Below are 25,691 nucleotides of genomic sequence, written 5' to 3' on the forward strand. Positions count from 1 at the left end.
CAGCCCCGCCGCCGGCGCGGGCTGACCGGAGAGGCCCTCGCCATGACCGCGGAACCAGGAGTCCGGTCCGACCGGACCGCCCACCACCACGCCGGCGTCGAGGCGGAGGCCGTCGACGCCGGCTACCTGCAGAAGCGGCAGCTGCGGACCGGGACCGCGGGCTGGGTGCTGCTGGCCGGGCTCGGGGTCGCGGCGGTCATCTCCGGTGACTACGCCGGCTGGAACTTCGGCCTGGCCGAGGGGGGCTTCGGCGGCCTGCTCATCGCCGTCGCCCTCATGGCGGTCATGTACTCGGCGATGGTCTTCGGGCTGGCCGAGCTCGGGTCGGCGCTGCCGACCGCCGGCGGCGGCTACACCTTCGCCCGGCGGGCGCTGGGCCCGTGGGGCGGGTACGCCACCGGCGTGGCCGTGCTCATCGAGTACGCCATCGCACCCGCGGCGATCGCCACCTTCATCGGCGCCTACGTGGAGTCCCTCGGCCTGTTCGGCATCACCGACGGCTGGTGGGTCTACCTCGTCGTCTACGCCCTCTTCGTCGGCATCCACCTGATGGGCGTCGGGGAGGCGCTGAAGGTCATGCTGGTCATCGCGGGCATCGCCGTCGCCGGGCTGGTCGTGTACCTGGCGGGGGCCATACCGGCGTTCGACTCCGCCAACCTGCTCGACATCGTCCCCACCGACGCCGCCGGAGCCTCGGACTTCCTGCCGTTCGGGCTGATGGGCATCTGGGCGGCGTTCCCGTTCGCCATCTGGTTCTTCCTCGCCGTCGAGTGCGTCCCGCTGGCCGCCGAGGAGGCGCGCGACCCGGCCCGGGCCATGCCCCGCGGCATCGTCGCGGCGATGGGCCTGCTGCTGGTGCTGGCGGTGCTCATGCTGGTCTTCACCGCCGGCGCCGGGGGATCGGAGGCGATGTCGGCGAGCGGCAACCCGCCGGTGGAGGCGCTGCAGGTGGCCGGGTCGTCGGCGGCGCTCACCTCGGTGGTCAACTACGCCGGCCTGTTCGGGCTGGTCGCCAGCTTCTTCTCGATCATCTACGCGTACTCGCGGCAGACCTTCGCGCTGTCGCGGGCGGGCTACCTGCCGCGGGTGCTGTCGGTGACCAACGGTCGCAAGGCGCCGGTGCTCGCGCTGCTGGTGCCCGGCGCCATCGGCTTCGCCCTGTCGCTCACCGGCCAGGGCGCGATGCTGCTCAACATGGCCGTCTTCGGGGCGACGGTCTCCTACGTGCTCATGATGGTCAGCCACATCGTGCTGCGCCGCCGCGAGCCCGACCTGCCCCGGCCGTACCGCACCCCCGGCGGCACCGTCACCACCGGGATCGCACTCGTGCTGGCCGCGGCCGCGGTGGTCGCCACCTTCCTGGTCGACCCGGTCGCCGCGCTGTGGACGCTGGCCGCCTACGCGGTCTTCCTCGGCTACTTCGCCGTGCACAGCCGGCACCACCTGGTCGCCTCCGCGCCCGAGGAGGAGTTCGAGCTGCTCGCCGCCGCGGACGAGGACGTCCGGTGAGCACGCGCCGGACGACGCTGTCCGGGCACACCTTCGAGTTCCCCTCGCTGGTGGAGCTGATGGCGAAGGCCACCCCGGCGCGGTCGGGTGACGTGCTGGCCGGGTGCGCCGCGGAGTCGGCGGCCGAACGGGTGGCGGCCCAGACGGTGCTGGCCGACCTGCCGCTGGCCACCTTCCTGGAGGAGCAGGTGGTCGGCTACGAGGAGGACGACGTCACCCGGCTGATCCTGGACACGCACGACGCCGCCGCCTTCGCGCCGGTGGCCTCGCTGACCGTGGGCGACTTCCGCGACCGGCTGCTCGCGTGGGCCGCGGCCGGGGACGAGGCGGCGATCTCGGGACTGGCCCGGGGGTTGACGCCGGAGATGGTCGCGGCGGTGTCCAAGCTGATGCGCAACGCCGATCTCGTCGCCGTCGGCCGGCGGACCCGGGTGGTGACCGGCCTGCGGTCGACCCTCGGCCTGCCCGGGCGGCTGGCGTCGCGGCTGCAGCCCAACCACCCGACCGACGACCCGGTCGGCGTGACCGCGTCCATCGTCGACGGCCTGCTGCAGGGGTCCGGCGACGCGGTCATCGGCATCAACCCGGCGACGGACTCACCGGCCCGGACGGTGGCGCTGCTGGAGCTGGTCGACGCGGTCATCCGGCGCTACGACATCCCCACCCAGTCCTGCGTGCTCGCCCACGTGACGACGACGCTGCGCGCCCTGGAGCAGGGCGCGCCGGTCGACCTGGTCTTCCAGTCGGTCGCCGGCACCCAGGCGGCCAACCGCGGCTTCGGGGTGACGCTGGACCTGCTGGCGCAGGCACGGGCCGGTGCGCTGGAGCTGGGCCGGGGGACGGTGGGCCGCAACGTCACCTACTTCGAGACCGGCCAGGGGTCGGCGCTCTCGGCGGATGCGCACCGCGGGATCGGCGGCCGGCCGGTGGACCAGCAGACCCTGGAGTGCCGCGCCTACGCGGTGGCCCGGCACTTCGAGCCGCTGCTGGTCAACACCGTCGTCGGCTTCATCGGCCCGGAGTACCTCTACGACGGCAAGCAGGTCGTCCGGGCCGGGCTGGAGGACCACTTCTGCGGCAAGCTGCTCGGCCTGCCCATGGGGGTCGACGTCTGCTACACCAACCACGCCGAGGTCGACGCCGACGACACCGACTCGCTGATGCTGCTGCTCGGCGCGGCCGGCTGCTCGTTCCTCATCGCCGTGCCCGGGTCCGACGACGTGATGCTGCACTACCAGTCGCTGTCGTTCTCCGACGTCCTCACCGCCCGGCAGGTGCTCGGCCTGCGACCGGCGCCGGAGTTCGAGGAGTGGCTGGCGCGGATGGACCTGCTCGACGACGGCGGCCGGGTGCGCGACCTCGCTCCCGATGCCCCCACCGCCCGCGCCCTCCTCGCGGCCGCCGCCCGATGAGCACCCTCCCGGGCCGAAGTGGCGACAATGGCCCTGATCCGTGGGCCGTGCTGCGGGGCGCCACCAGGGCACGGGTGGCGCTGGGCCGGGCCGGGGACGGCCTGCCGACGGCCCGGGAGCTGGAGTTCCGGCTGGCGCACGCGGTGGCCCGGGACGCCGTGCACACGGCCCTGGACCCCGAGGTGGTGCGGGCCGGGCTCGACGGGCTGCCGGTGGTCGAGGTGCACTCGGCCGCCGCCGACCGCGCCGAGTACCTGCAGCGGCCCGACCTCGGCCGGCGGCTGGCGCCGGGGTGGTCGCTGCCGCGACCGGAGGCCGACGTCGCGATCGTGCTCGCCGACGGCCTCTCGCCCCGGGCGGTGCACGAGCACGGCGCGGCGCTGACCACCGCACTCCTGGACCGGCTGGCCGACTGGTCGGTCGGCCCGGTGGTCCTCGCCGCCCAGGCCCGGGTGGCGCTCGGCGACGAGATCGGCGCGGCGCTGGGCGCCCGCGTGGTGCTGGTGCTGATCGGGGAACGGCCCGGGCTCTCCGCGGCGGACTCGCTCGGCATCTACCTCACCTGGGCGCCGCGGCCGGGCCGCACCGACTCGGAGCGCAACTGCGTGTCCAACGTCCGGCCACCGCACGGGCTGGGCTACGCGGAGGCCGCCGACCTGGTGCTGCGGCTGCTGGAGGGCGCCCGCGAGCTGGGCGCCTCCGGTGTGGCGCTCAAGGACGAGGGGCCCTCGCTGCCGTCGGAAAGCGGGCATCGTTCCCCGCCGGGGATCCCTGCGGGGGCCGATCCACGGACCGGATGACCGATACGCACGCAATGCTGACGCCGGCGGTCCGGTGCGGGAAGCTCTCGGCATGACGATCGTCGTGGGCTACGTCCCCACTGCCGAGGGCGAGGCGGCACTGACCGCGGCGATCGCCGAGGCGCGCCGCCGCGCCGAGCCACTGCACGTGCTCAACACCTCGCGCGGCGACGCCTACGTCGACAACCGGCTCCTGTCCGAGGAACTCCTGGTCGCGCTGCGGGAGCAGCTCGGCGCCACGGGCGTCGACTACGAGGTCGAGCAGCGGGTGCGCGGTCACGAAGCGGCCGAGGAGCTGGTCGAGACAGCCGACCGGGTGCAGGCCAGCCTGATCGTCATCGGTATCCGCCGGCGGACCGCCACCGGCAAGTTGCTCACCGGCAGCCAGGCGCAGCGCATCCTGCTCGACGCCAACTGCCCGGTGCTCGCGGTCAAGGCCGGCTGAGCCCGGCCTCGGCCGACGTCGCCGTTCAGCGCCGGCGGCGCAGGACGCGGGCCAGCCGGTGCCGGCGGCCCGCGGTGAGCTCGCCGGCGGTCGCCGGGGCCGGCTCCGGCGGCTCCGGGGCCGCCGCCGCACGCTCGTGCAGGCGGGCCCGCACGTCGTCGGGGGTGTAGGCGCGGCGCTGCCGCTCGTTGCGGGCCAGCACGACACCGCCGGCGGTGACTCCGGCGAGGCCGGCCAGTCCGAGCAGCTTCCAGAGGCGCACGTCCGTACGGTAGCGCCGTGCCGACGCTGACCCTGGACGAGGCGGTCGACCTCACCCGCACCGGCGACGTGTGGATCTTCCGCGGCGCGTCCGTCGCCGACCGGGCCATCCAGACGCTGACCAACGCCCCGGTCAACCACGTCGGGATGGCGGTGGTCCTGGAGGACCTGCCGCCGCTGCTGTGGCACGCCGAGCTGGGGCGCTCGCTGCCCGACGTCTGGACCGGGAAGCACCAGCGCGGCGTCCAGCTGCACGACCTCGGCGACGCCGTCCGCACCTGGCGGCACAAGTACGGCCAGCGACCGTGGCTGCGCCAGCTGGTCGGCCCGTCCGACGACGGCGGCGTGACGCCGGCCATGGAGGACGCGGTCCTGCGCACGATCGCCCGGATGGACGGCCGGCCGTTCCCGACCACCCGGCACCTGGCCGGTGGCTGGATCAACGGGCGGCTGCGCCGCGGGACGACGACGGAGGCCGTCTACTGCGCCGAGCTGGTGGCCGCCACCTACACCGCGATGGGTCTGCTGCCCGCCGACCGGCCGGAGAACTGGTACGACCCGGGCAGCTTCTGGTCCGGCGACCAGCTCGACCTGCTGCAGGGCGCGGCCCTCGGCCCGGAGGTCGCCGTGGAGGTGCCGCCGGCCTGACCGGTCAGCGGCGCACCCGGTAGGTGGTCTGCACCATCCCGCCGGGGAAGGTGCGGGTCCGCTCGTGCTCCAGCCGGATGTCGGCCGGCAGCTCGCCGAAGGGCGTGTGGCCCGTGCCGATGAGCACCGGGACGCGGGAGAGCGTGAGGTCACCGACCAGCCCGGCGGCCAGGAAGGCGTGCACGGTGCGCCCGCCGTCGACGTAGACCCGGCGGTGCCCCGCGGCGGTCATCGCCGCGACCGCGTCGTCCAGCGAGCGGTGCACGGTGATCCGCGCATCGTCGCCGGGCGTCAGCGTCGTGCTCAGCACGTGCACCGGCCTGCCCTGGTAGGGCCACTCGGCGAACGGCGCGATGAACTCGTAGGTCGAGCGGCCCATGACCAACGCGTCGACGCCCGCGACGAACTCGCCGAAACCGAAGTCACCGCCCTCGCCGTCGTCGGGCGCGCCGCCGGCGTCCTGCCCGCCGGTGAGCCAGGAGAGGTCGCCGTCGAGCCGGGCGATGAACCCGTCGACGCTCATGCCGAGGAAGACCGAGCCGGTGAAGGAAGCGTCCATGCGGCGCAGCGTGCCGCACACCTACGACAACGCCCTGCGTCCGGGCCCCGCCTCCGGATGCTCCGCCTCCGGATGCTCCACCTCTGCCCACCCGAGCTGGGCAGAGGTGGAGCTCCCGGACACCACGTGTCCCTCACGCGGTGGTGCGGGCCGCCGTCTCGCCGAGCCGGACGACGGTGTCGCCGGGGCGTTCCACCTCGTCGTCGTGGGTGACGCAGACGACGACGCGTCCGGCCAGCGCCGCCCGCAGGTCCCGCAGGAGCGCGTCGGCGGTCGGCCGGTCCAGGTGCGCCGTCGGCTCGTCGAGCAGGACGACGTCCCGCTCGGCCAGCAGCGCGCGGGCGGCGGCCAGCCGTCGGCGCTCGCCACCGGACAGCGCCGTGCCGCCCGCGCCGACCGCCGTGTCCAGCCCGTCCGGCAACCCGGCGAGGAGCCCGGCGAGCCCGGCGGCGGACAGCGCCGCGCGCATCCGCGCCTCGCCGACGGCGCCGGACAGCTCGCCGCGTGGCGCGGCCAGGGCCAGGTTGGCGCGGATGCTGGAGGAGAACACGTGCGCCTCCTGCGGCAGCCACGCCATGCGGGCGCGCAGGTCGTCCCCGCGCAGCCGGTCGGCGGGCAGCCCGTCCACCGCGTACTCGCCGGCCCGTGGCCGCAGCGCCGCCATGAGGACCGCCAGGAACGTCGACTTCCCGGTGCCCGACGGCCCGCGCACGACCAGCCAGCCCTCGCCGGCGTCGGCCCGCGCGTCCACGCCGCGCAGCACGTCCGGCCCGCCGGGCCAGCCGGCGACCAGCCCCTCGGTCCGCAGCGAGGCGACCGCGGACGGCGCGGGCAGCGGCCCGGCCGGGTCGGCGGCCACGGGAGCGCCGAGGACGGCGTCCAGCCGCGACCGCGCGTCGGCCAGCGCACCCCGCCGCTGCAGCCCGCTCACCAGACCGGCGAGGGGCTCGGCCAGCGCCAGCGGGGCCAGTGCCAGCACGGCGAGCGAGGGGCCGGCCGGCCCGGACGCGGCGGCGACGGCCGTGCCGAGCACCGCCGCCAGCCCGGTGCCCAGGACGACCAGCCCGGTGCCGAGGGCGGCCGCACGGGCGCCGCTGTGCGCGGCTCGCGACTGCCGGTCGGCCAGCGCCGCCAGATCCGCCGCCGCCCGGTCGCCCAGGCCGTGTGCCCGCAGGTCGCCCAGCCCGTCGAGCACGGTGCCGGTCTCCCGCAGGGCGGCGACGCGCAGGGTGCTCTCCGCCCGGGCCGCCCCGGCGTCGACCCGGCGGTGCACCAGCACGACCAGCGCCCCGGTCGCGGCCAGCACCGCACCGGCGGTCGCGGCGGCCGGGAGGTGCACCAGCGCCAGCGCGAGCACGGTGAGCGACGGGACGACGACGGCCACGGCCAGCGGGGTGCGCACCCGGACGGTCAGGTCCTGGACGACGCCGACGTCGCCGACCACGCGGGCCAGCGCCGATCCGGGGGTGCGGTCCGCGGCCAGGCCCTGGGCGGCCAGCGCCCGCCACACCCGCACCCGCAGGTCCGCGGCCTGCCGCAGCGCCGCGTCGTGCGCCGTCATGCGCTCCAGCCAGCGCAGCAGCGCCCGGCCGAGGCCGAAGAAGCGGACGCCGACGATCGCGACCAGCAGGGTGAGCACCGGCGGCATCTCGGCGGCCCGCACGATGAGCCAGCCGGACACGGCGGTCAGCGCCACGCCCGCGCCCGAGGACAGCGCACCGGTGAGCACCGCGCGTCGCATCGCCCCCGCGGTCGGCGCGGGCGTCGTCGGCCCCCCGCCGGCACCCGGGGCCCCGACCGCGGCGGTTCGTGCACTTTCCGCCGCGGCGGAACGTGCACGAACCGCCACTGGGGGAGCGGGAGGTGACGCGGCGGGCAGGTCGACGGTCCGGTCGGCGAGGGCGGCCAGCACCGGGTCGTGCGTGACGAGGACGACGGTGACCGTGCCGTGCAGCGCGGCCAGGAGCGCGGTCACCCGGTCCCGGGCGGCGTCGTCGAGGTGGGCGGTGGGCTCGTCGAGCAGCAGCAGCCGGGCCCCGCGGCGCACCCGCACCAGGGCGCGGGCCAGGGCCACCCGCTGCAGCTCGCCGGGGGAGAGGGACTCCGGTGCCCGGCCGGCCAGGTCCGCGGCGCCGACGCGGTCGAGGGCGTCGATGACGAGGGCCTCACCGGCGATCTCGTCGGGTCCCGGCTCCGAGGCCGCATGCCGGCGCAGCTCGTCGGCGACCGTCGCGCCGGTGGTGCGGGGGAACTGCGGCACCACGGCGACCGCGCCGGCCGGCACGCCCGAGACCGACCCGGTGACCTGGGCCTCCGGCCCGATCAGACCGGCGAGCGCGGCCAGCAGGGTGGACTTGCCCGACCCGCTGGGCCCGCGCAGGGCGACCAGCTCGCCGGGGCGCACCACGAGGTCGGTGGGCGGCAGCGCGGCGGCCGCCCGGCCCGGGTAGCCGACGGTCAGGCCCGCGACGGCCAGGTCGGCGCCGCGCGGGTCGTCGTCGGCGGCGGACACCGGGGCGGACGGGGTCGCCGGCGCGGCCAGCACCGCGCGGGCCTCGGCGGCCGCGAGCGCGGCGTCCTCGGCTGCGTGGTGGGCCGAGCCGAGCGCGCGCAGCGGGGCGAACGCCTCCGGGGCGAGCAGCAGCGCGGTCAGCCCGAGGCCCAGCGCGAGGTGGCCCTCGACCAGCCGCAGCCCCACGGTCACCGCGACCAGCGCCACCGACAGCGTGGCGATCAGCTCCAGCACCAGCGCCGAGAGGAATGCGACGCGCAGGGTGGCCAGCGTGCGGGTGCGGTGCGCCTCGCCGAGCGCGGCCAGCGCGGCGGTCTGCTCCGCGGCGCGGCCCAGCCCGACGAGCACCGGCAGCCCGCGCACCAGCTCGGCGACGTGTCCGGCGATCCGGTCCAGGGCCCGGGCGGAGTCCGCCGTCGCCACCTGGGTGTGCCTGCCCACCAGGACCATGAACAGCGGCACCAGCGGCAGGGTCACGGCCACGAGCACGGCGGAGAGCAGGTCGGTGAAGGCCAGGACGAGCAGCAGCACCGGGGGGACGACGATCGTCTGGGCGAGCGCCGGCAGGTAGGTGGCCAGCGCCGGCCCGAGGTCGTGCAGCCGGGTGGTCGCGAGCACGGCCGCGGGAGCCGGTCCACCCGCGGCGGCGAGGGCGGCGGGGGAGGTGGCGAGCCGGTCGAGCAGGTGGCGGCGGAGCAGGTCCTCGGCCCGGCGGGCGTCCCGGGCGGCCATGGCCTCGCCGGCGCTCCCGGCCCCGGCCCGCAGCGCCGCGCCGACGGCGGCGAGCACCAGGGGAGCGGTCGGCGAGCCGTCGGCCTGCCCGGCGGCCCGCGCCACCGCGTGCGCCAGACCGGCGGCCAGCAGGACCAGGCCGCCGGTCTGGAGGAGGGCGGCGAGCGCGGCCCGCACGAGCGCGCCGGTCAGCCCCGGGACGCCGGCCAGCGCACCCAGCGGCCCTCGAGGGGCCATTGTGGCGATATCGGCCCTGCTCATGCCGTCGCGACCTCGGCCGCCTCCTCGTGCACCGGCTCGGCGGTGAGCCGCTTCCGGAACACCCAGTAGGTCCAGGCCTGGTAGCCCAGCACCACCGGCAGGCCCACGCCAGCGGCCCAGGTCATGACGGTGAGGGTGTAGTCGCTGACCGAGGCGTCGGCGATCGTCAGGTCGAAGGCGGCGTCGACCGTCGAGGGGACGACGACCGGGTAGGCCGCCCCGAAGATCGTCGCCGCCGCGGCGACGAGGAACAGCGCCCAGGCGGTGAACGCGGCACCCTCGCGGTCGAGCTTCATCCGCGTCCACGCCCCGACGACCGCGACGGCCGCGAGCACCCACAGCGCGGCGGTGATCGCCGTGCCGTACCGCAGGTGCACGATCGCGGCCCACGCCAGCAGCGGGAGCGCGGCGGCCGGTGCCCAGCGGAGCGCGAAGGCCCGCGCCCGCAGCCGCACGTCGCCGTCCACCTTGAGCGCCAGGAACAGGGCCCCGTGCACCATCGAGAAGGCGAGCACCGCGACCGCGCCGAGCAGCGCCGGCCAGCCCAGGCCGGAGAAGGCCCCGCCGACCCGGTTGCCGTCGCCGTCGATCGGCAGCCCGAGGGTGGTGGCGCCGAGCGCGGCGCCGATACCGAGGGCGGCGATCAGCGAGCCGGCGGTGATCACGTGCGTCCAGGTGGCGTCCCACTGGGCGGTGTGGTGGGAGTGCCGCCACTCGAAGGCGACGGCCCGGATGATCAGGCCGAAGAGCACCAGCACGAAGGGCAGGTACAGGGCCGGGAGCCAGGAGGCGTACCAGCCGGGGAAGGCGGCGAACACCGCGCCGGCGGCGGTGATCAGCCACACCTCGTTGCCGTCCCACAGCGGGCCGATGCTGCGCAGCATCAGGTGCCGGTCGGCGGGTCGCCGGCCGAGCACGGGCAGCAGGGCGGCCACGCCGAAGTCGAAGCCCTCCAGCAGCAGGAAGCCGATCCAGAGGACGGCGACGGCGGCGAACCAGACGGTCTGCAGATCCATGGCTGTGCAACTCCTGCGGCTCAGTAGGCGAACTGGAGGACGTCGTCGTCGCGGTCGCGACGCGGTGCGCCGGCGTCGTCCGCGTCGTCCGGCGGTTCGGGCGTGAAGCCCGGCGTGGGGTGGCCGTCGCCGGTGGTGACGCCGGCCCGGACGAAGCGGCCGATCAGCCACAGCTCCACCACGGCCAGTGCGCCGTAGACCAGGGTCAGCGCGATCAGCGAGGTCCAGACCTCGGCGGCGGTGACGCCCGGCGAGACGGCCTGGGCGGTGAAGAAGTACACCTGGTCCTCGACCGGGACGTCGGGGTTCGGGTAGACGACGAAGGGCTGGCGGCCCATCTCGGTGAAGATCCAGCCGGTCGAGTTGGCCACGAACGGCGCGGCCACCGCCAGCAGCGAGCCGTAGACCCCCACCCGCGACGTCGGCACCCGGCCGCGGCGGGTGGCCCACAGGGCGTAGGCCGCGACCCCCGCGGACACCGCACCCATGCCGATCATGAGCCGGAAGCTCCAGTAGGTGACCGAGAGGACCGGGGTGTAGTCGATCGGCTCGCCGGCCTTGTTCCCGAACGACGGGTCGTCGGGGTAGGTCTCGCCGTAGACCGCCGCGTACTCCTCCTGCAGCTCGTTGACGCCCGGGACGGCGGTCGAGAAGTCACCGTGCGCCAGGTAGCTGAGGATGTACGGGATCGTGATCGAGTGGACCTCGTCGCACTCGTTGGAGCCGAGCTTGCCCCAGGCGAAGACCGAGAAGGACGCCGGCGCCTCGGTCTCGCACAGCGCCTCGGCCGAGCTCATCTTCAGCGGCTGCTGCTCGTACATGAGCTTGCCCTGCCAGTCGCCGGTGAGGGCGACGAGCACGAACGCGGCCAGCGACACCCAGCCACCGAGGCGGACCGACCGGCGCCACACTCCCTGGTCGGGCTCCTCGGTCGAGCGCTCCTCGAGCTTCCGCTTGCGCAGGTGCCACAGCCCGATGCCGACCAGCAGGGCGCCGGCGACCATGAGCGCGGCGACGATCGCGTGGCTGAAAGCGGCCAGCGCGGTGTTGTTGGAGAGGACGGCGAAGAAGTCGACCTGCAGCGGGCGGCCCGTGGCGTCGTCGGTCACGACGCCGACCGGGTGCTGCATCCAGGAGTTCGCCGCGATGATGAAGTACGCGCTGACGATCGAGCCGATGACCGCGGCCCACAGCGCGGCCAGGTGGACCTTCTTCGGGATCCGGCCCCAGCCGAAGATCCACAGGCCCAGGAACGTCGACTCGAGGAAGAAGGCCAGCAGCGCCTCGAGCGCCAGCAGCGAGCCGAACACGTCGCCGACGAAGCGCGAGTACTCGCTCCAGGCCAGGCCGAACTGGAACTCCTGGACGAGGCCGGTGGCGACCCCGAGCACGAAGTTGATCAGGTAGATGCGGCCCCAGAACCGGGTCATCCGCAGCCACTCGGGGTTGTCGGTCCGCACCCACATCGTGTGCATGACCGCGACCAGGACGCCCAGGCCGATGGTCAGGGGAACCATCAGGAAGTGGTAGACGGTGGTGATCCCGAACTGCCACCGTGCGATGTCGAGTACGTCCACCGGGGTCTCGCTCTCCTTCGTGCTGCGCCGACGTACTCTTTTCTACGCCTTGTAGAAGACAAAGTTCTACGTCTCGTAGACAATCGGCGTGTGACCCGCCGGACAGGGAGGGACCTTTGGCCTCACTTGGAGAGCTGGAACGGACCGTGATGGACCGGCTGTGGGCGGCCGAAGGTCCCGTGGCCGCCGCGACGCTGCGTGACGAGCTCGCCGATCGCGGTCTCGCGCTGACCACCGTGCACACCGTGCTGACCCGGCTGGAGCAGAAGGGGTTCGTCGTCCACGACGACGGTCGCCCCCGCCGCTTCTCTCCCTGCGCCAGCCGCGAGGAGCACGCCGCCCAGGTGATGCGCGAGGTGCTCGGTCAGGCCGCCGATCGTCAGGCGGTGCTCGCCCGCTTCGTCGGGGGCGTCGACGCCGACGAGGTGCGAATCCTCCGCGACCTGCTCGCCGGGGCCCGCCCGGACGACGCCCCGCGCGACTGACCAGCGGCCCCGCCACCGGTGCTCCCCGCCACTGCCCTCACCCTGGCCGTCCTGGCCGCGCTCCTGGCCTGGCCGGTCCCGGCGGCGCTCGCCCATTCCCGCTGGCCGGTGCGCGACCCGCTGGTGGCGCTGCTGTGCTGGCAGGCCGTCGGGCTGGCCGGTGGCCTGTCGATGATCGGCGCGCTGCTGGTGCACGGTCTCGCGCCGTGGGGGCACTCGCTGCCGGAGGCGGGATGGGCGGTCCTCGTCTCGCGGCCCGCCGAGGGGGCGGTGCGCGGCGACCACTGGGTCGCGCTGACCCTCGCCGCGGTGCTGGCGTTCCAGCTGGTCGGCGTCCTCGTGCTGTCCTGGGTGCGGATCGCGCGCACCCGGCGCCGGCACCGGGAGCTGCTGGAGCTGGTGGTGCAGCCGGCGCCGCAGGAGGACGCGCGGCTGCTCGAGCACCCGGCGCCGGTCGCCTTCTGCATCCCGGGGGCCCGCCCGCTGCTGGTGCTCTCCTCGGGGATGGTCGCGGAGCTCGACGAGGAGCAGCTCGCCGCGGTGGTGGCGCACGAGCGGGCTCACCTGGCCGAGCGGCACCACCTGCTGCTGCTGCCGTTCGTGGCGTGGAAGGCCGCCCTGCCGGTGCTGCCGGCCGCGGAGCGCGCCCACGGTGCGGTGCGCGAGCTGGTCGAGATGCGCGCCGACGACGTCGCGCTGGGCTCCCTGCGCGGCGCCGCGCCGCGCCGCACGCTGGCCGAGGCCATCGTGGCCGCCGCGGGGGGACCCGGGGGAGGGGTGGTGCCCACCGGCGCGCTGGCCGTCGGCGGAGCGGGGGTCCGCGCCCGGGTGGTGCGCCTGCTGGAGCCGGCCGACCCGCTGCCGGCGCCCGCCCGCTGGGCGGCGCTCACCGCCGCCGTCCTGCTGCTCCTGCTCCCCACGGCGCTGCTGCTCCTGCCCGCGGTGGGCTGAGCGGGGCCGGGTCGGTCAGCGCTGCTGGTAGGCCAGCAGGTGCTCGCGCAGGTAGGTGAGGTGCTCGATCATCGCCTCCTCCGCCGCGGCGGGGTCCTGCTCGGCGAGCGCGCGCACGATCCGCTGGTGCTGGCGCACGGTCGTCCGGCCCACCTCGGGGGAGAGGTCGAGGTAGTGCACCGGCTCGGTCTCGAAGTGCAGCGCGCTGACGAACGAGGCCAGGACGCGGTTGCCCGAGGCGCGGGCGATGGCCCCGTGGAACTGCTCGTCCAGCGCGGGGACCCGGGGGTCCTCCACGGAGATCGACTTCTGCAGCGCCACGATGTCCCGGAGCTCCTGCAGGTCCTCCTCGCTCCGGTGGGCGGCCGCCAGGCGCACGGCGGGCACCTCGAGGTGCTGCCGCACCAGCGCGACCTCCTCGAAGTCGATCGTGCCGAGCGCGAGCAGGTGGTGCACCGAGTCCACCAGCGCACTGCGCAGCGCGGAGTGGTCGACCTTCTGGACGAAGCTGCCACCACCGGCCCCAGGGGTCTTGGTGATCAGGTTCTGGGTGGACAGGGAGCGCAGGGCCTCGCGCACCGTGGTGCGGCTGACCGCGAACTGCCGGGCCAGCTCCAGCTCCCCGGGCAGCCGGTCGCCCGGGCGCAGGGAGCCGGACAGGATCGCCGCCTTGATCTGGTCCTCGACCTGCTCGCGCGGGCGCAGCACCTTCTTGCCGATGCTCCCGTGCACCGCGACGGATTCCGTCACTGCGTCCCCTCGTAAGTCGGTCCGGCGCCGAGATGGTACGTCGCCGAGCGGGCGGCCCCGGTTCCGAGGAACCGGGGCCGCCACTGGTGGAGTGCCATCGCTCGTGCGGTGACGTCAGGAGTCGAGCGCCGGCTCCTTGTCCGCCGCGGCGAAGTCGACGTCCTTGGTCTCGGGACCCATCGCCGCCCCGATGGTGATGAACGCGCAGCCGATGACCAGCAGCGGCAGCACCGTCCACTCGAAGGGCATGACCGACTCCAGCCCCGACTGGTAGAAGGCGTAGAACGACGGGATGACCACTGCGAGGCTGTAGCCGAGCCCGAAGCCGGTCGCCCGGACCCCGGTCTGGAAGCGCTCGTTGATGTAGACCGTCGTGAGACCCCACACCGACACGACCAGCACGGCGATGAGCGTCACCACGATCATGACGACGAAGAGGTTCTGCGGCTTCATCGCCAGGTAGGCGGCGTAGACCGCGGTGCCGCCGATGCCGGCGATCCCGCCCCACACCATGAGGAACGGCCGGCGACCGGTCCGCTGGCTGATCACGGCGCAGACCACGTAGCCGACGGCGACGATGAGGTAGGCGACGATCAGGGTGGCGCTGACCTGGGTCGGCGTCAGGTTGCTCTCCGTGCGCAGCAGGCCCGGCAGGATCGCCGTGACGCAGTTCAGCGACAGCCAGAAGCCGGTCATCAGGACGAAGACCTGGATGAAGTTCTTCCGGTTCTGCCCGGTGAACAGGTCCTTGACCGGCGTGCCGCCACCGCCGCTGCCCTCGAACAGCTCCGACTCGCGGACGCTCTTCAGGTAGTAGCCGACGAAGGCCAGGGCCATGATGCCGCCGAGGAAGAACGGGATCCGCCAGCCCCACTGGGTGTAGGCGGAGTCGATGTCCCCGGCCGGGGCGATCTGCAGCATGATCAGGGTGATCACCGCGACCGCCACGTAGGCGAGCGGGAAGCCGGTCATGATCAGCCCGCCGTTGAGGCCGCGCTTCTCCTTGGGGGAGTACTCCATCGCCAGCGGGCTGGCCGCCGTGTACTCGCCACCGACGAAGATGCCGATCACGAAGCGCAGCAGCACGAAGACGACGACCGAGGCGATGCCCCAGGTCTGGTAGCCGGGCAGCAGGCCGACGACGATCGTCAGGATGCCGAAGCCGCCGACGGCGATGACGGTCGCGTTCTTGCGACCGTGCATGTCCGCGTAGCGGCCGAAGATGAGCGCGCCGAGGGGCCGGCCGATCAGCGTCGCGGCGAAGATCATGCCGGTGATGACGGCCGTGGTCGACGCGTCCAGGTCGGGGGAGATGAAGTACCCGATCGCGGGCGCCAGCGCGATGATCGGCAGGTAGATGTCGAACATGTCGACGAAGAAGCCCAGGAACGCGCCTCGCTGGGCGTGCTTGCGATTCCGTTCGTGCTCGTCGGTGGCCTGCGCGGCTGTCGTCATGCCTTCTTCCTCCGTATCAGGGCCAGGTTCCGCGAGCGCGGATCCTGCTGTCGGAACCGGGGGACGCCCGAGGGAGTCCGCTGCCGTACCGCGCGCCCACCGGTCGCTCGCCGAGCGGCCGAGGAACGCGTGCCGGGAGAATGTCGGTCATTAACCAGGTGTGTCAAGGGTCACCGCCGGATCGGGGGCCCGCCGACGAGCGGATCGGGTCGGTCACGACACGCCGTCGGGACCATAACGCCTGGTGAAACGTGCTGGACAGCGCCTTGTCGAGACGTGGGTCACCCGCCGAGGCGTGCGGTCGATCACGATTGCGTAAATGTCCGACATTGACACCGCCGCCGCTGACTGCCTACGTTTCGGCCCAGGCCGCGAGACGCGAGAGGGCGGTGCCGAACAGTGCAACCGACGACGACCAGGGCGGGCTCCCCGCCACCCCTGGACGGGCTGCGGGTGGTCGACATGTCGACCTCCTACGCCGGCCCGACCGCCTCCATGTACCTCGCCGACCTCGGTGCCGACGTCGTCAAGGTCGAGCGCCCGCGGACCGGCGACGACGCCCGCTCGTGGAGCCCGCCGAGCGTGGACGGGGCGTCGGCGTGGTTCGCCTCGGCCAACCGGAACAAGCGCAGCGTGGCGATCGACCTGCGCTCCGCCGACGGGATCGCCGTCCTGCACCGCCTGCTGGCCGACGCCGACGTCCTCATCGAGAACCTCAACCCCTCGAAGCTCGCGGCCCTCGGGCTGACGCCCGACGAGGTCCGGGCCCGCCACCCGCGGCTGGTCTACTGCGCGATGTCGGGCCTCGGCCTCACCGGGCCCGACGCCGCGCTGCCGGGCTACGACCTCGTCGCGCAGGCCCGGTCCGGCCTGATGTCGGTCACCGGGCCTGCTGGTGGCTCACCCCAGCGCGTCTCGACGGCGCTGTCCGACATCGTCACCGGGATGGCCGCGGCGCTCGCCGTGACCGCCGCCGTCGTCCGGCAGCGCGCCACCGGGCTGGGCGACCTCGTCGACGTCTCCCTGCTGGACTCCGACCTCGCCCTCCTCGCGCCGCGGGTGGCCGCCTACCTGGCCGGGGAGCCCGAGCCCGCCCCCAGCGGCGGGACCGACTCGGTGCTGGCCGTCTACCAGCCCTTCCCGACCGCCGACCGGGACATCGTCATCGCGATCGGCAACGACGTGATCTGGCGGCGGTTCTGCGTCGCCGTCGGCCTGCCCGCGCTCGCCGAGGACGACCGGCTCGGCGACAACGCGGGCCGGCGCGCGCACCGGTCCGAGCTGGTCGACGCGATCACCGAGGTCCTGGCCCGGCGGCCGGCGGCCGAGTGGCTGACGGTCCTGGCCGACGCCGGCGTGCCCGCCTCCCTCGTGCAGGGCCTGTCGGAGGTGACGGCCGACCCCCAGGTGGTCGCGCGGGGTGCGATCCTGCCGGTGCCCGGCTTCGACGGCGTGCTCAACGGCGTGCGCAGCCCGTTCCGGCTGGCGTCGATCGCCGAGCCGCGCAACGAGCGGTTCCCCGACCTCGGAGAGCACACCGTCGAGGTGCTCCAGGAGGCCGGCTTCGACCGCGGGGCCATCGACTCCCTCCTGGCCTCCGGCGCGGTCGCCGCGCAGGCGCCCCTCCCGACCCGGAGGGTCTCGTGAGCGGCGCAGCCGTCGTCGAGGTCGACCGGGACGGGCCGGTCGCGACCGTCCGGATCACCCGGCCCGAGGTGCACAACGCGCTCAACGCCCGGGTGCTGCGCGACCTGGACGCGGCGATCGCGGGCCTCCCGGCCGACGGCGTCCGGGCCATCGTGCTGACCGGTACCGGGCAGCGGGCGTTCAGCGCCGGCGCCGACCTCGACGAGCTCGCCGGGCTGTCCGCCGACGACGCCTACGACGTGCTCGCCGCCGGCCAGGCCGTGGTCGGGCGGATCGAGCGCTGCCCCGTCCCGGTGATCGCGGCGGTCAACGGGCTCGCCCTCGGCGGCGGCTTCGAGGTGGTGCTGGCCTGCACCTTCGCGGTCCTGGCCGACACCGCCCAGCTCGGGCTGCCCGAGGCCGGCCTCGGGCTCATGCCCGGCTACGGCGGCACCCAGCGGCTGGCCCGCCGGGTCGGGCAGCCCGTGGCGGCGCACACCATGCTCACCGGGGCCCGGATCCCGGCCGACCGCGCCCACGCCCTCGGCCTGACCCCGGTGCCGCCGGTCCCGGTGGCGGACGTGCTGGCGACGGCGCAGGAGCTGGCCGGCCAGATCGCGGCCCGCGGACCCCGGGCGGTGCGCTCGGTGCTGCTCGCGCTGCGGCACGGGGCCGACGCCCCCCTCGAGACCGGGCTGGCCTTCGAGACCGCCCTGGCCGGCCTGGTCACCGGGGGCGCCGAGGCCGCCGAGGGGATCGCCGCCTTCAAGGAGCGCCGCCCGCCGCGGTTCGACGCCGCCCCCGCCCCCCAGGAGGACCAGGCATGACCGGGCCCACCGCCGTCCCCGCGTCGTTCGAGACCGATCCCGACGCCTACCTGGCGCTGCACGGCGCGCTCGACGAGGAGGTCGCCGACGCGCTGCTGGACCCCCGGGAGCGCGCGGTGCGCGACCGCACCCGCGCGGTGGTCGCCGAGCACGTCGCCCCCGGCGCGGCCGCCCGCGACCGGGACCACGTCTTCGCCCACGACAGCTACCAGTCCCTCGCCCGGGCCGGCCTGGGTGGACTGCTGGTGCCGGAGGAGTACGGCGGCACGGCGGACAGCACGGTCGCCTACGCCGCGGCGATGGAGGAGATCACCGCCGGGTGCCCCGCCACGAGCCTGGTCTACATGACCCAGATGCACGCGGCGTACCCGATCCTGCACGCCGGCAGCCCGGAGCTCGCGCGGCAGTACGTCCCCGGCCTGGTCGACGGCAGCCGGTACGGCTCGCTCGGCGTCACCGAGCCCGGGGCGGGCAGCGACGCCTCCTCGCTGCGGACTCTGGCGGTGGCCGAGACGGACGCGACCGGGGAACCGACCGGGTACGCGATCACCGGGTCGAAGACCTTCATCACCACCGGCGACCGCTCCGACGTGGTGGTCTGCTTCGCCACCGTCGACCCCCGCGCCGGCCGGCGCGGCGTCACCGCCTTCGTCGTCGACGGCGACGCCCCCGGCCTGTCCCGGGGCGCGCCGATGGCCAAGACCGGGATGCACGGGTCGACCACCGCGGAGGTCTTCTTCGACGCGACGCCGGTCCCGGTGTCGCACCGGCTCGGGGGTGAGGGCGAGGGCTGGGCGATCGTGGTCAGCTCGGTGACCAAGTCGCGGATCAGCGCCGCCGCCCAGGGGGTCGGCCTGGCCCGCGGGGCGTACGCCGCCGCGCTCGCCGCCCTGCACCGGGCGCACGGCGCCGACGTCCCGCCCGACGCCGCGTTCGCCCTGGCCGACATGCGCTCGGCGGTGCTGCGCGGACGGCTGACGCTCCTCGGCGTCGCCCGCGAGGTGGATCGGACCGGCGGGGCGACCGGCGGCGCGATCGCGCTCATGAAGCAGGCCTGCACCGACATCGGCTGGCAGGTCGCCGTGGCGGCCACGAAGGTGCTCGGCCGGGTCGGCGACCTGTCCGCGCTCGGCGTCGAGCGGTACCTGCGGGACGCCAAGGTGACCCAGATCTACGACGGGACCAACGAAGTGCAACGACTACTCATCGCCCGCGACACCGCCGGACGGCTCAAGGGGGTGCTCCGGTGACCGCCGCGCAGCCGCAGACCCTGCAGGGCAAGGTCGCCGTCGTCACCGGCGCCGGCCGCGGGCTCGGCCGGGAGATGGCGCTGGCGCTGGCCGGCGCGGGGGCCGACGTCGCGGTCGCCGCGCGCAGCCGCGACCAGCTGGAGTCGGTCGCCGCGGAGATCGAGGCCACCGGGCGGCGGTCGCTGGTCGTGCCCACCGACGTCACCGACGCGGCCGCCGTCCAGCGGCTGGTCGACACCACGCTGGCCGACCTCGGCGGCCTGGACGTCCTGGTGAACAACTCCGGCGTCATCGACAGCACCCCGCTGCTGGAGCAGGACCCGGCGGACTGGGACCGGGTGCTCGACACCAACGTCCGCGGCACCTACCTGGCCACCCGCGCCGCCGGCGCGCACATGGTGGCCCAGGGGTCGGGCAAGGTCGTCAACATCGCCTCGAACTTCGCGTTCAAGGGCGTTCCCGGGCATGCGGCCTACTGCGCCTCCAAGGCCGCGGTCGTGGCCTTCACCCGGGCGATGGCCGTGGAGTGGGCCCGCCACGGGGTCCAGGTCAACGCCCTCGCGCCGGGCTACTTCGCCACCGACATGAACGCCGACCTGCGGGCCGACGGCGAGGCGCTGTCGCGGGTGCTGCGCGCGGTCCCCGCCCGTCGGATGGGCGAGGCGTCCGAGCTGGCCCCGTGGCTGCTGCTCCTGGCCGGCCCGGCCTCGGACTTCATGACCGGGGAGGTGGTCGTCGTCGACGGCGGCCAGACCGCCCGATGACCGCCCGACCGCACCCGAGCACCGCTCCGACGAGGAAGAAGGCGCAACCGATGACCCAGGACAAGCTCACGGTCGCCGTGGTGGGCGGCGGCACCATGGGGGCAGGGATCGCCGTCGTGGCCGCCCGCGCCGGGCACCGCACCATCCTCCGGGACCTCGACGACGCCGCCGTCCAGCGCGGCCTCGACACCGCCGAGGCGTTCCTGCGCCGCAGCGCCTCCCTGGGCAAGCTCACCGAGGACCAGCTCTCCGCCGCGCTGGGCAACCTGACCGGCACCACCGAGCTGCGCGACCTCGCGCCGGCCCAGGTCGTGATCGAGGCGGTGTTCGAGGACCTCGAGGTGAAGAGGACCCTCTTCGCCGAGCTCGACGACATCGTCTCCCGCGACGCGCTGCTGCACACCAACACCTCGACGCTCTCGGTCACCTCGATCGCCTCGGGCTCGCGCCACCCTGAACGGGTCGTCGGCACGCACTACTGCAACCCCGCGCAGCTGATGAAGCTCGTCGAGGTCGCCGAGGGCCGGCACACCGCGTCGGAGGCCACCAAGCGGTCGATGGAGTTCCTCGCCGGGGTGGGCAAGACGACGGTCCTCACCAAGGACCGGCCCGGCTTCATCCTCAACCGCTTCCTCATCCCGTGGGAGAACAACTGCATCCGGGCGCTGGAGGCGGGGCTCGGCACCGTCGAGTCGATCGACCGGGCGGTGCTGGGCGCGCTGCGGCACCCGATGGGCCCCTTCCAGCTGCTGGACGTCGTGGGCCTGGACGTGCACAAGGCGGTGTCGATGCGGCTCTACGAGCAGCTGCGCGAGCCGCGCTTCGCACCGCCGCCGCTGGTCGACCGCATGATCGCCGCCGGCGACCTGGGGCGGAAGACCGGCCGCGGCTTCTACACCTACGACAGCACCCGGGCCTTCGGTGCCTGAGCCGGGCACGCCCGGCCCCACCACCGCCGACCACGAACGGAGCACGAGCATGAGGACCTTCCCGAAGGTCGCCGTCCTGGGTTTCGGGACCATGGGGGGCGGCATCGCCCAGGTGGTCGCCGCCTCCGGCCGCGACGTCGTCGTCCTGGAGACCGAGCAGGCGCGGATCGACCGGGGCACTGCGGCGGTGCGCACCTTCCTCGACGGCGGCGTGAGCCGCGGCAAGACCACCGCCGAGGAGCGGGAGGCCGTCCTCGGCCGGATCCGCGGCACCACCGACGTCGCCGACCTCGCCGGCGTCGACCTGGTGATCGAGGCGGTCGTCGAGCAGCACGACGTCAAGGTGGAGCTGCTCGGCCGGGTCGCTGCGATCGTCGGGCCGGACGCCGTGCTGACGACGAACACCTCGGCGCTGTCGGTCACCGACCTGGCCGCGTCGCTCGCCGCCCCCGGCCGCATGGCCGGCCTGCACTTCTTCAACCCCGCGCCGGTCATGGCGCTGGTCGAGGTGGTGCGGGCGCTGCAGACCGACGCCGACGTCGTCGCCGACCTGGTGGCCTTCGTCGAGGACATCGGCAAGTCCCCGGTGGAGGTCAAGGACCGGCCCGGCTTCCTGGTCAACCGGCTGCTGATGCCCTACCTCAACGACGTGGTGCAGGAGTACGACGACGGCCTGGCCAGCGCCGAGGACATCGACGTCGCCATCCAGCTGGGCCTGGGCTACAAGCTCGGCCCGCTGGCGCTGCTGGACCTGATCGGCATCGACGTGCACCGGCACGCCACCGAGTCCGCCTACGAGGCGACGCTCGACCCCCAGTTCGCCCCGCCGCCGTTGCTGCACCAGATGGTCGCGGCCGGCTACCTCGGCACGAAGAGCGGCCGAGGCTTCCGCGCGGGCGCAGAAGAGCACGGAGAGGTTCGATGAGCGACTACACCGACATCCGGAGCGAGACCTCGGGGCCGGTCCTGACCCTGACCATCGACCGGGAGGCCGCCGGCAACAAGCTGCGCGTGCAGACCCTGCTGGAGCTCAAGGACGCGCTCCAGCGGTTCCGCACCGACCCGGCGCTGCGGGCCGCGGTGCTCACCGGGGCCGGCGACAAGTTCTTCTGCATCGGTGGGGAGCACGACGAGACGACGTCGCTGGACTACTCCCAGGTGCTGCCGATCATCGACGTCTACGAGGCGATCGACACCATCGCCAAGCCGGTGATCGCGGCCGTGAACGGCTTCGCGGTGGGCGGCGGCAACGTGCTGCACAACGTCTGCGACCTGACCATCGCCGCGGAGAACGCCGTCTTCCGGCAGGTCGGGCCCATGGTCGGCAGCTTCGACGCCGGCTACGGCACCTGGTACCTGGAGGACTCCATCGGCCGGAAGCGGGCCAAGGAGATGTGGTACCTCAACCGCAAGTACACCGCGGAGCAGGCGCTGGCCATGGGACTGGTCAACGAGGTCGTCCCCGCCGGCCAGGCGGTGACGCGGGCCCAGGAGGTCGCCGCGGAGATCGCCACCCGCAGCCCGATGGCCATCGGCGCGCTCAAGGGCGCCTTCTCCGCCCGGCACACCGGGGTGCTCGGTCAGGCCCGCATGGCCCACGACCAGCAGCTCACCCTCTACCTGGCCACCAAGGAGGCGCACGAGACGGGGAACGCCTTCGGCGCCAAGCGGGCGCCGGACCCGGAAACGTTCTGGTCGTGAGGCGGCCCTGGGCCGGCCCCCGGCTCGACGACGACCAGCAGGCGGTCCTCGACCTGGTCGACGACCTCGCCGCGGACCGGCTCGCCCGGCGAGGCGACGACCGGCCCGACGACGTGGACGCCGCGCGGCGGGTCCTCGCCGAGCAGGGGTTGTGGACGCTGGGCGTCGCCGAGTCCGACGGCGGCGGAGGAGCGCCGGCGCCCACCATGCTGGTCGCCCTCGCCCGGCTCGGCGGCACGTGGCCGGCCCTGGCGTGGGCGTCGGTCCAGGCGCACGCCGCGGCACCGGCCCTGGCGGCCGCCGGCCGGATGCCCGCGCTGCTCGACGGCCTGCACGACGGCGCCCCGGTGGCGGTCGCGGCGGCCGACCCGGGCTCGCTGATGCTGACCGGCGGGCGGCTGACCGGCACCCTGGACCGGATCGACCCGGCCGGCCGGGAACCCCGGCTGGTGGTGCTGCTCGACGCCGACACCGCCGTCCTCGTCCCGCCGGAGGGCATCTCCTTCGGGCCCCCGGTCGCCCGCACCGGGTTCGACGGCGCGCTGACCGTCGGCGTCCGGCTGGACGCTGCGGTGCCCGAGGGCGACGTGCTGCGCGGCCCGCAGGTGCGGCGGGCCCGCACCCTCCTGGACGCCGGGGCGGCGGCGATCGCCGCCGGGATCGCCGAGTCCGCCGCGGCGACGGCGCTGGACTACAGCGCCGGCCGCGTGCAGTTCGGCGCCGCGCTCACCGAGCTCCCGACCGTCCGAGCGTCACTGGCGGCGCAGGCCGCGACCGCACGGGCGCTGCTGGTCACCGCCGTCACCGCCGACCTGGACCGGCCCGACGCGGTGGCCGCGGCCCTGCTGCCGGCCTGCGACGCGGCCCTCGACGTCGCGGCCGCCGCGGTGCAGTCGCACGGCGGCTACGGCTACATGACGGAGTACCCGGTCGAGGGCCTGCTGCGCGACGCGGTGTCGCTGCGGGCCGCCGCGGGCGCCGTGGAAGCCGCCCGGACGGCGGCGCGCACGCTGGTGGGGGCGGACGGATGAGCGCCGCGGGCAACGGCCGGCCGGCACCGCCGCTGGCCGGCATCCGGGTGCTGGACTTCTCCACCCTGCTGCCGGGCCCGCTGGCCACGCTGGTGCTGGCCGAGGCCGGCGCGGAGGTCCTCCAGGTCGAGCGGCCCCCGCACGGCGACGAGATGCGCAGCTACGTGCCCCGGCTGGGGGAGAGCAGCGCCAACTACGCGCTGCTGAACCGGGGGAAGCGCAGCGCGGCCGTCGACCTCAAGGACCCCGCCGTCCGGGACCGGCTGCTGGCCCTGGCCGCCGAGGTGGACGTCGTCGTCGAGCAGTTCCGGCCCGGCGTCATGGACCGCCTGGGCCTGGGCTACGAGGACTTCCGGGCGGTCGCCCCCGGCATCGTCTACTGCTCGATCACCGGCTACGGCCAGACCGGACCGGCGGCCGGCCGGGCCGGGCACGACCTGAACTACCTCGCCGAGTCCGGCCTGCTGGGCGTGGTCGTCGACGAGCGCGGCGACCCGCACCTGCCCCCGACCGTGATCGCCGACATCGCAGGCGGCACGTACCCGGCGGTGGTGAACATCCTGCTGGCCCTGTTCCGGCGGCAGACCACCGGTGAGGGCTGCCACCTCGACATCGGCATGACCCCGAACCTCAGCACCCTGGCCTACGGCTACCTGGCCACGCACGCGGGCAGCGAGACCTGGCCGGAGCCCGGCCGCGACCTGCTCACCGGCGGCAGCCCCCGCTACCACGTCTACCGGACCGCCGACGGCCGGCACGTGGCCGCCGCCCCGCTCGAGGAGCGCTTCTGGCGCCGGTTCTGCGAGCTCGTCGACCTGCCCGCCGACCTCCGCTCCGACGCCGGCCGGGAGGACGAGGTGATCGCCGCGGTGGCCGGGCTGATCGCCGCCGGTCCGGCCGCGCACTGGGCCGGGCTGTTCGACGGCGAGGACGTCTGCTGCTGCGTGGTCGCCACGCTCGAGGAGGCCGCCGCCGCCCAGACGCTGCGCACCCGCTCGGAGCACCGGGTCACCGGGCCCGGGTTCGACGTCAGCGCCCTGCCCGTCCCGGTCGTGGACCAGCTCCGCGCCGAGCCGGGACCCCTGCCCTATCCGCCGTTGCGGACCGGTCCGGAGGCGCTCGCCTTCGACCGCGCCGCGCACCCGTCCGGGAGGCCCGCGTGAGAGCAGCACTGGTCCAGGAGTTCGGCCCGCCGGGGACGCTCGTCGCCGGCGAGCTGCCCGATCCGGTGGCCGGCCCCGGCGAGGTGCTCGTCGGGGTCGCGGCGGCTGGGGTCAACTTCCCCGACATCCTCGTCGTGGCCGGGCAGTACCAGATCCTCCCGGAGCGCCCGTTCAGCCCCGGCAAGGAGATCGCCGGCACCGTCCGCGCGGTCGGGCCGGGCGTGGACGGCTTCGCCGTCGGCGACCGGGTGCTCGCCCAGATCGAGCACGGCGGCTACGCCGAGCTGGTCGCGGTGCCCGCGCCGCAGGTCGTCGCGCTGCCCGACGAGGTCCCCTTCGTCGACGCCGCCGCCTTCGGGCTGGGGGCGATCACCGCGCACTTCGCCCTCGTCCGCCGGGCCGGTCTGCGGCCGGGGGAGACCGTCCTGGTCACCGGCGCCGGCGGCGGGGTCGGCTCGGCGGGGGTGCAGATCGCCAAGGCGCTGGGCGCGAGCGTCGTCGCCGTCGCCCAGGACGAGGAGCGGGCCGCGCTCGCCCGCTCGCAGGGCGCCGACTCCGTGGTGCTGGCCGGCCCGTCGATGCGCGACGAGGTCATGGCGCTGACCGACGGACACGGGGCCGACGTGGTCCTCGAGCTCGTCGGGGGCGAGGTGTTCGCCCAGTCGCTGCGCTGCACCGCCTGGGAGGGGCGGCTGGTCGTGATCGGGTTCGCCTCCGGGGACCTGCCGACCATCAAGGCCGGTCACGTCCTGGTCAAGAACCTCGCCGTGCTGGGCCTGCAGGTCTCGGACTACCGCGACCGCGAACCGGAGTCCGTCCGGGCCGCGACCGAGCACCTGCTGGAGCTCTACGTCGCGGGGCGGCTCACCGTCCCGGTCGCGCGCACCTACCCGCTCGAGCAGGCCGGCGCCGCCCTCGAGGCCGTCCGGTCCGGGAGCGTCGCCGGGAAGGTCGTCCTCACCGTCGACCCGGTCGCCGCCGCACCCAGCTGAGCCCCCCACCTCCAGCCCCACCGACCCCCCCACGA

24 protein-coding genes are annotated in these 25,691 nt (G+C 74.9%); 17 read left to right on the forward strand and 7 right to left on the reverse strand.

Annotation, left to right across the window (positions count from 1 at the left end; genetic code table 11):
- Positions 1-42: 42 nt before the first annotated feature.
- Genes eat through GCU60_RS07460 form a run of 4 tightly spaced genes read left to right on the forward strand, consistent with a single transcriptional unit; the run spans position 43 to position 4,166 of the window.
- Complete coding sequence (eat, locus tag GCU60_RS07445) at positions 43-1,509, forward strand: ethanolamine permease (RefSeq protein WP_163203783.1); 1,467 nt, start codon at positions 43-45, stop codon at positions 1,507-1,509.
- Positions 1,506-2,921, forward strand: coding sequence for an ethanolamine ammonia-lyase subunit EutB (locus tag GCU60_RS07450; RefSeq protein ID WP_163203785.1), 1,416 nt, complete (start codon positions 1,506-1,508; stop codon positions 2,919-2,921). Before eat ends, GCU60_RS07450 begins: the two co-directional genes overlap by 4 nt.
- Positions 2,918-3,721 (forward strand): ethanolamine ammonia-lyase subunit EutC, encoded by an 804-nt coding sequence (eutC, locus tag GCU60_RS07455; RefSeq protein WP_163203788.1) that lies wholly within the window; start codon positions 2,918-2,920, stop codon positions 3,719-3,721. Before GCU60_RS07450 ends, eutC begins: the two co-directional genes overlap by 4 nt.
- 52 nt (positions 3,722-3,773) lie before the next feature.
- Complete coding sequence (locus GCU60_RS07460; RefSeq protein ID WP_163203790.1) at positions 3,774-4,166, forward strand: universal stress protein; 393 nt, start codon at positions 3,774-3,776, stop codon at positions 4,164-4,166.
- 25 nt (positions 4,167-4,191) lie between these two features.
- Here GCU60_RS07460 and GCU60_RS07465 read toward each other — a convergent pair whose 3' ends face one another.
- Positions 4,192-4,428, reverse strand: coding sequence for a hypothetical protein (locus GCU60_RS07465; RefSeq protein WP_163203792.1), 237 nt, complete (start codon positions 4,426-4,428; stop codon positions 4,192-4,194).
- Positions 4,429-4,445: 17 nt separating this feature from the next.
- Between GCU60_RS07465 and GCU60_RS07470 the strand changes: the two genes are divergently transcribed.
- Positions 4,446-5,075, forward strand: a complete 630-nt coding sequence (locus GCU60_RS07470) for a hypothetical protein (RefSeq protein WP_163203794.1) — start codon at positions 4,446-4,448, stop codon at positions 5,073-5,075.
- 4 nt (positions 5,076-5,079) lie between these two features.
- Here the strand turns inward: GCU60_RS07470 and GCU60_RS07475 are convergent, their stop codons facing one another.
- The 4 genes from GCU60_RS07475 to GCU60_RS07490 form a co-directional block, all read right to left on the reverse strand.
- On the reverse strand, positions 5,080-5,634 hold the full coding sequence (locus GCU60_RS07475) for a dihydrofolate reductase family protein (protein WP_163203796.1): 555 nt from the start codon (positions 5,632-5,634) through the stop codon (positions 5,080-5,082).
- Between the two features lie 133 nt (positions 5,635-5,767).
- Positions 5,768-9,139 (reverse strand): thiol reductant ABC exporter subunit CydC, encoded by a 3,372-nt coding sequence (cydC, locus tag GCU60_RS07480; RefSeq protein ID WP_239520650.1) that lies wholly within the window; start codon positions 9,137-9,139, stop codon positions 5,768-5,770.
- Complete coding sequence (gene cydB / locus GCU60_RS07485; RefSeq protein WP_163203798.1) at positions 9,136-10,155, reverse strand: cytochrome d ubiquinol oxidase subunit II; 1,020 nt, start codon at positions 10,153-10,155, stop codon at positions 9,136-9,138. The genes cydC and cydB overlap by 4 nt, the downstream gene beginning before the upstream one ends.
- 20 nt (positions 10,156-10,175) lie before the next feature.
- On the reverse strand, positions 10,176-11,732 hold the full coding sequence (locus GCU60_RS07490) for a cytochrome ubiquinol oxidase subunit I (protein ID WP_163203800.1): 1,557 nt from the start codon (positions 11,730-11,732) through the stop codon (positions 10,176-10,178).
- 116 nt (positions 11,733-11,848) lie between these two features.
- On the opposite strand from GCU60_RS07490, the gene GCU60_RS07495 reads away from it, so the two are divergent.
- Both GCU60_RS07495 and GCU60_RS07500 read left to right on the forward strand, forming a co-directional pair.
- A complete protein-coding gene (locus GCU60_RS07495) occupies positions 11,849-12,217 on the forward strand; it encodes a BlaI/MecI/CopY family transcriptional regulator (protein ID WP_163203802.1) in 369 nt (122 codons plus the stop codon).
- Between the two features lie 18 nt (positions 12,218-12,235).
- Positions 12,236-13,168 carry a M48 family metalloprotease gene (locus GCU60_RS07500; RefSeq protein ID WP_163203804.1) on the forward strand — a complete coding sequence of 311 codons (933 nt, stop codon included), beginning with the start codon at positions 12,236-12,238 and terminating at the stop codon, positions 13,166-13,168.
- A gap of 15 nt (positions 13,169-13,183) precedes the next feature.
- On the opposite strand, the gene GCU60_RS07505 is transcribed toward GCU60_RS07500, so the two are convergent.
- On the reverse strand, positions 13,184-13,918 hold the full coding sequence (locus GCU60_RS07505; protein WP_163203806.1) for an FCD domain-containing protein: 735 nt from the start codon (positions 13,916-13,918) through the stop codon (positions 13,184-13,186).
- A gap of 114 nt (positions 13,919-14,032) precedes the next feature.
- Positions 14,033-15,373 carry an MFS transporter gene (locus GCU60_RS07510; protein ID WP_163203808.1) on the reverse strand — a complete coding sequence of 447 codons (1,341 nt, stop codon included), beginning with the start codon at positions 15,371-15,373 and terminating at the stop codon, positions 14,033-14,035.
- Between the two features lie 399 nt (positions 15,374-15,772).
- Here GCU60_RS07510 and GCU60_RS07515 point away from each other — a divergent pair, with 399 nt between their 5' ends.
- Genes GCU60_RS07515 through GCU60_RS07560 form a run of 10 tightly spaced genes read left to right on the forward strand, consistent with a single transcriptional unit; the run spans position 15,773 to position 25,656 of the window.
- Entirely contained in the window at positions 15,773-17,020 is a 1,248-nt protein-coding gene (locus tag GCU60_RS07515) for a CaiB/BaiF CoA transferase family protein (protein ID WP_345770460.1), read from the forward strand.
- Entirely contained in the window at positions 17,017-17,826 is an 810-nt protein-coding gene (locus GCU60_RS07520; RefSeq protein ID WP_163203812.1) for an enoyl-CoA hydratase-related protein, read from the forward strand. Before GCU60_RS07515 ends, GCU60_RS07520 begins: the two co-directional genes overlap by 4 nt.
- Positions 17,823-19,076 (forward strand): acyl-CoA dehydrogenase family protein, encoded by a 1,254-nt coding sequence (locus GCU60_RS07525; RefSeq protein WP_163203814.1) that lies wholly within the window; start codon positions 17,823-17,825, stop codon positions 19,074-19,076. The genes GCU60_RS07520 and GCU60_RS07525 overlap by 4 nt, the downstream gene beginning before the upstream one ends.
- Positions 19,073-19,840, forward strand: a complete 768-nt coding sequence (locus tag GCU60_RS07530; RefSeq protein WP_204261624.1) for a glucose 1-dehydrogenase — start codon at positions 19,073-19,075, stop codon at positions 19,838-19,840. The genes GCU60_RS07525 and GCU60_RS07530 overlap by 4 nt, the downstream gene beginning before the upstream one ends.
- Before the next feature lie 50 nt (positions 19,841-19,890).
- Positions 19,891-20,769: a 3-hydroxyacyl-CoA dehydrogenase family protein gene (locus tag GCU60_RS07535; protein ID WP_163203817.1), complete on the forward strand. Its 879-nt coding sequence runs from the start codon at positions 19,891-19,893 to the stop codon at positions 20,767-20,769.
- A 49-nt stretch (positions 20,770-20,818) separates the two neighbouring features.
- Positions 20,819-21,694 (forward strand): 3-hydroxyacyl-CoA dehydrogenase family protein, encoded by an 876-nt coding sequence (locus tag GCU60_RS07540; protein ID WP_163203819.1) that lies wholly within the window; start codon positions 20,819-20,821, stop codon positions 21,692-21,694.
- Entirely contained in the window at positions 21,691-22,470 is a 780-nt protein-coding gene (locus GCU60_RS07545) for an enoyl-CoA hydratase-related protein (RefSeq protein ID WP_163203821.1), read from the forward strand. The genes GCU60_RS07540 and GCU60_RS07545 overlap by 4 nt, the downstream gene beginning before the upstream one ends.
- Entirely contained in the window at positions 22,467-23,501 is a 1,035-nt protein-coding gene (locus GCU60_RS21535; protein ID WP_204261625.1) for an acyl-CoA dehydrogenase family protein, read from the forward strand. Before GCU60_RS07545 ends, GCU60_RS21535 begins: the two co-directional genes overlap by 4 nt.
- A complete protein-coding gene (locus GCU60_RS07555; RefSeq protein WP_163203824.1) occupies positions 23,498-24,664 on the forward strand; it encodes a CaiB/BaiF CoA transferase family protein in 1,167 nt (388 codons plus the stop codon). Before GCU60_RS21535 ends, GCU60_RS07555 begins: the two co-directional genes overlap by 4 nt.
- Complete coding sequence (locus GCU60_RS07560) at positions 24,661-25,656, forward strand: zinc-binding dehydrogenase (RefSeq protein WP_163203826.1); 996 nt, start codon at positions 24,661-24,663, stop codon at positions 25,654-25,656. Before GCU60_RS07555 ends, GCU60_RS07560 begins: the two co-directional genes overlap by 4 nt.
- Positions 25,657-25,691 lie beyond the last annotated feature (35 nt).

Source organism: Blastococcus saxobsidens (assembly GCF_010682065.1).
GTDB lineage: Bacteria > Actinomycetota > Actinomycetes > Mycobacteriales > Geodermatophilaceae > Blastococcus > Blastococcus saxobsidens_B.

Coding starts and splice junctions, on each gene's coding strand:
- eat (WP_163203783.1), top strand. CDS start 43: ATGACCGCGGAACCAGGAGTCCGGTCCGACCGGACCGCCCACCACCAC.
- eutC (WP_163203788.1), top strand. CDS start 2,918: ATGAGCACCCTCCCGGGCCGAAGTGGCGACAATGGCCCTGATCCGTGG.
- GCU60_RS07460 (WP_163203790.1), top strand. CDS start 3,774: ATGACGATCGTCGTGGGCTACGTCCCCACTGCCGAGGGCGAGGCGGCA.
- GCU60_RS07475 (WP_163203796.1), bottom strand. CDS start 5,634: ATGGACGCTTCCTTCACCGGCTCGGTCTTCCTCGGCATGAGCGTCGAC.
- cydC (WP_239520650.1), bottom strand. CDS start 9,139: ATGAGCAGGGCCGATATCGCCACAATGGCCCCTCGAGGGCCGCTGGGT.
- cydB (WP_163203798.1), bottom strand. CDS start 10,155: ATGGATCTGCAGACCGTCTGGTTCGCCGCCGTCGCCGTCCTCTGGATC.
- GCU60_RS07510 (WP_163203808.1), bottom strand. CDS start 15,373: ATGACGACAGCCGCGCAGGCCACCGACGAGCACGAACGGAATCGCAAG.
- GCU60_RS07525 (WP_163203814.1), top strand. CDS start 17,823: ATGACCGGGCCCACCGCCGTCCCCGCGTCGTTCGAGACCGATCCCGAC.
- GCU60_RS07535 (WP_163203817.1), top strand. CDS start 19,891: ATGACCCAGGACAAGCTCACGGTCGCCGTGGTGGGCGGCGGCACCATG.
- GCU60_RS07540 (WP_163203819.1), top strand. CDS start 20,819: ATGAGGACCTTCCCGAAGGTCGCCGTCCTGGGTTTCGGGACCATGGGG.
- GCU60_RS07545 (WP_163203821.1), top strand. CDS start 21,691: ATGAGCGACTACACCGACATCCGGAGCGAGACCTCGGGGCCGGTCCTG.
- GCU60_RS07555 (WP_163203824.1), top strand. CDS start 23,498: ATGAGCGCCGCGGGCAACGGCCGGCCGGCACCGCCGCTGGCCGGCATC.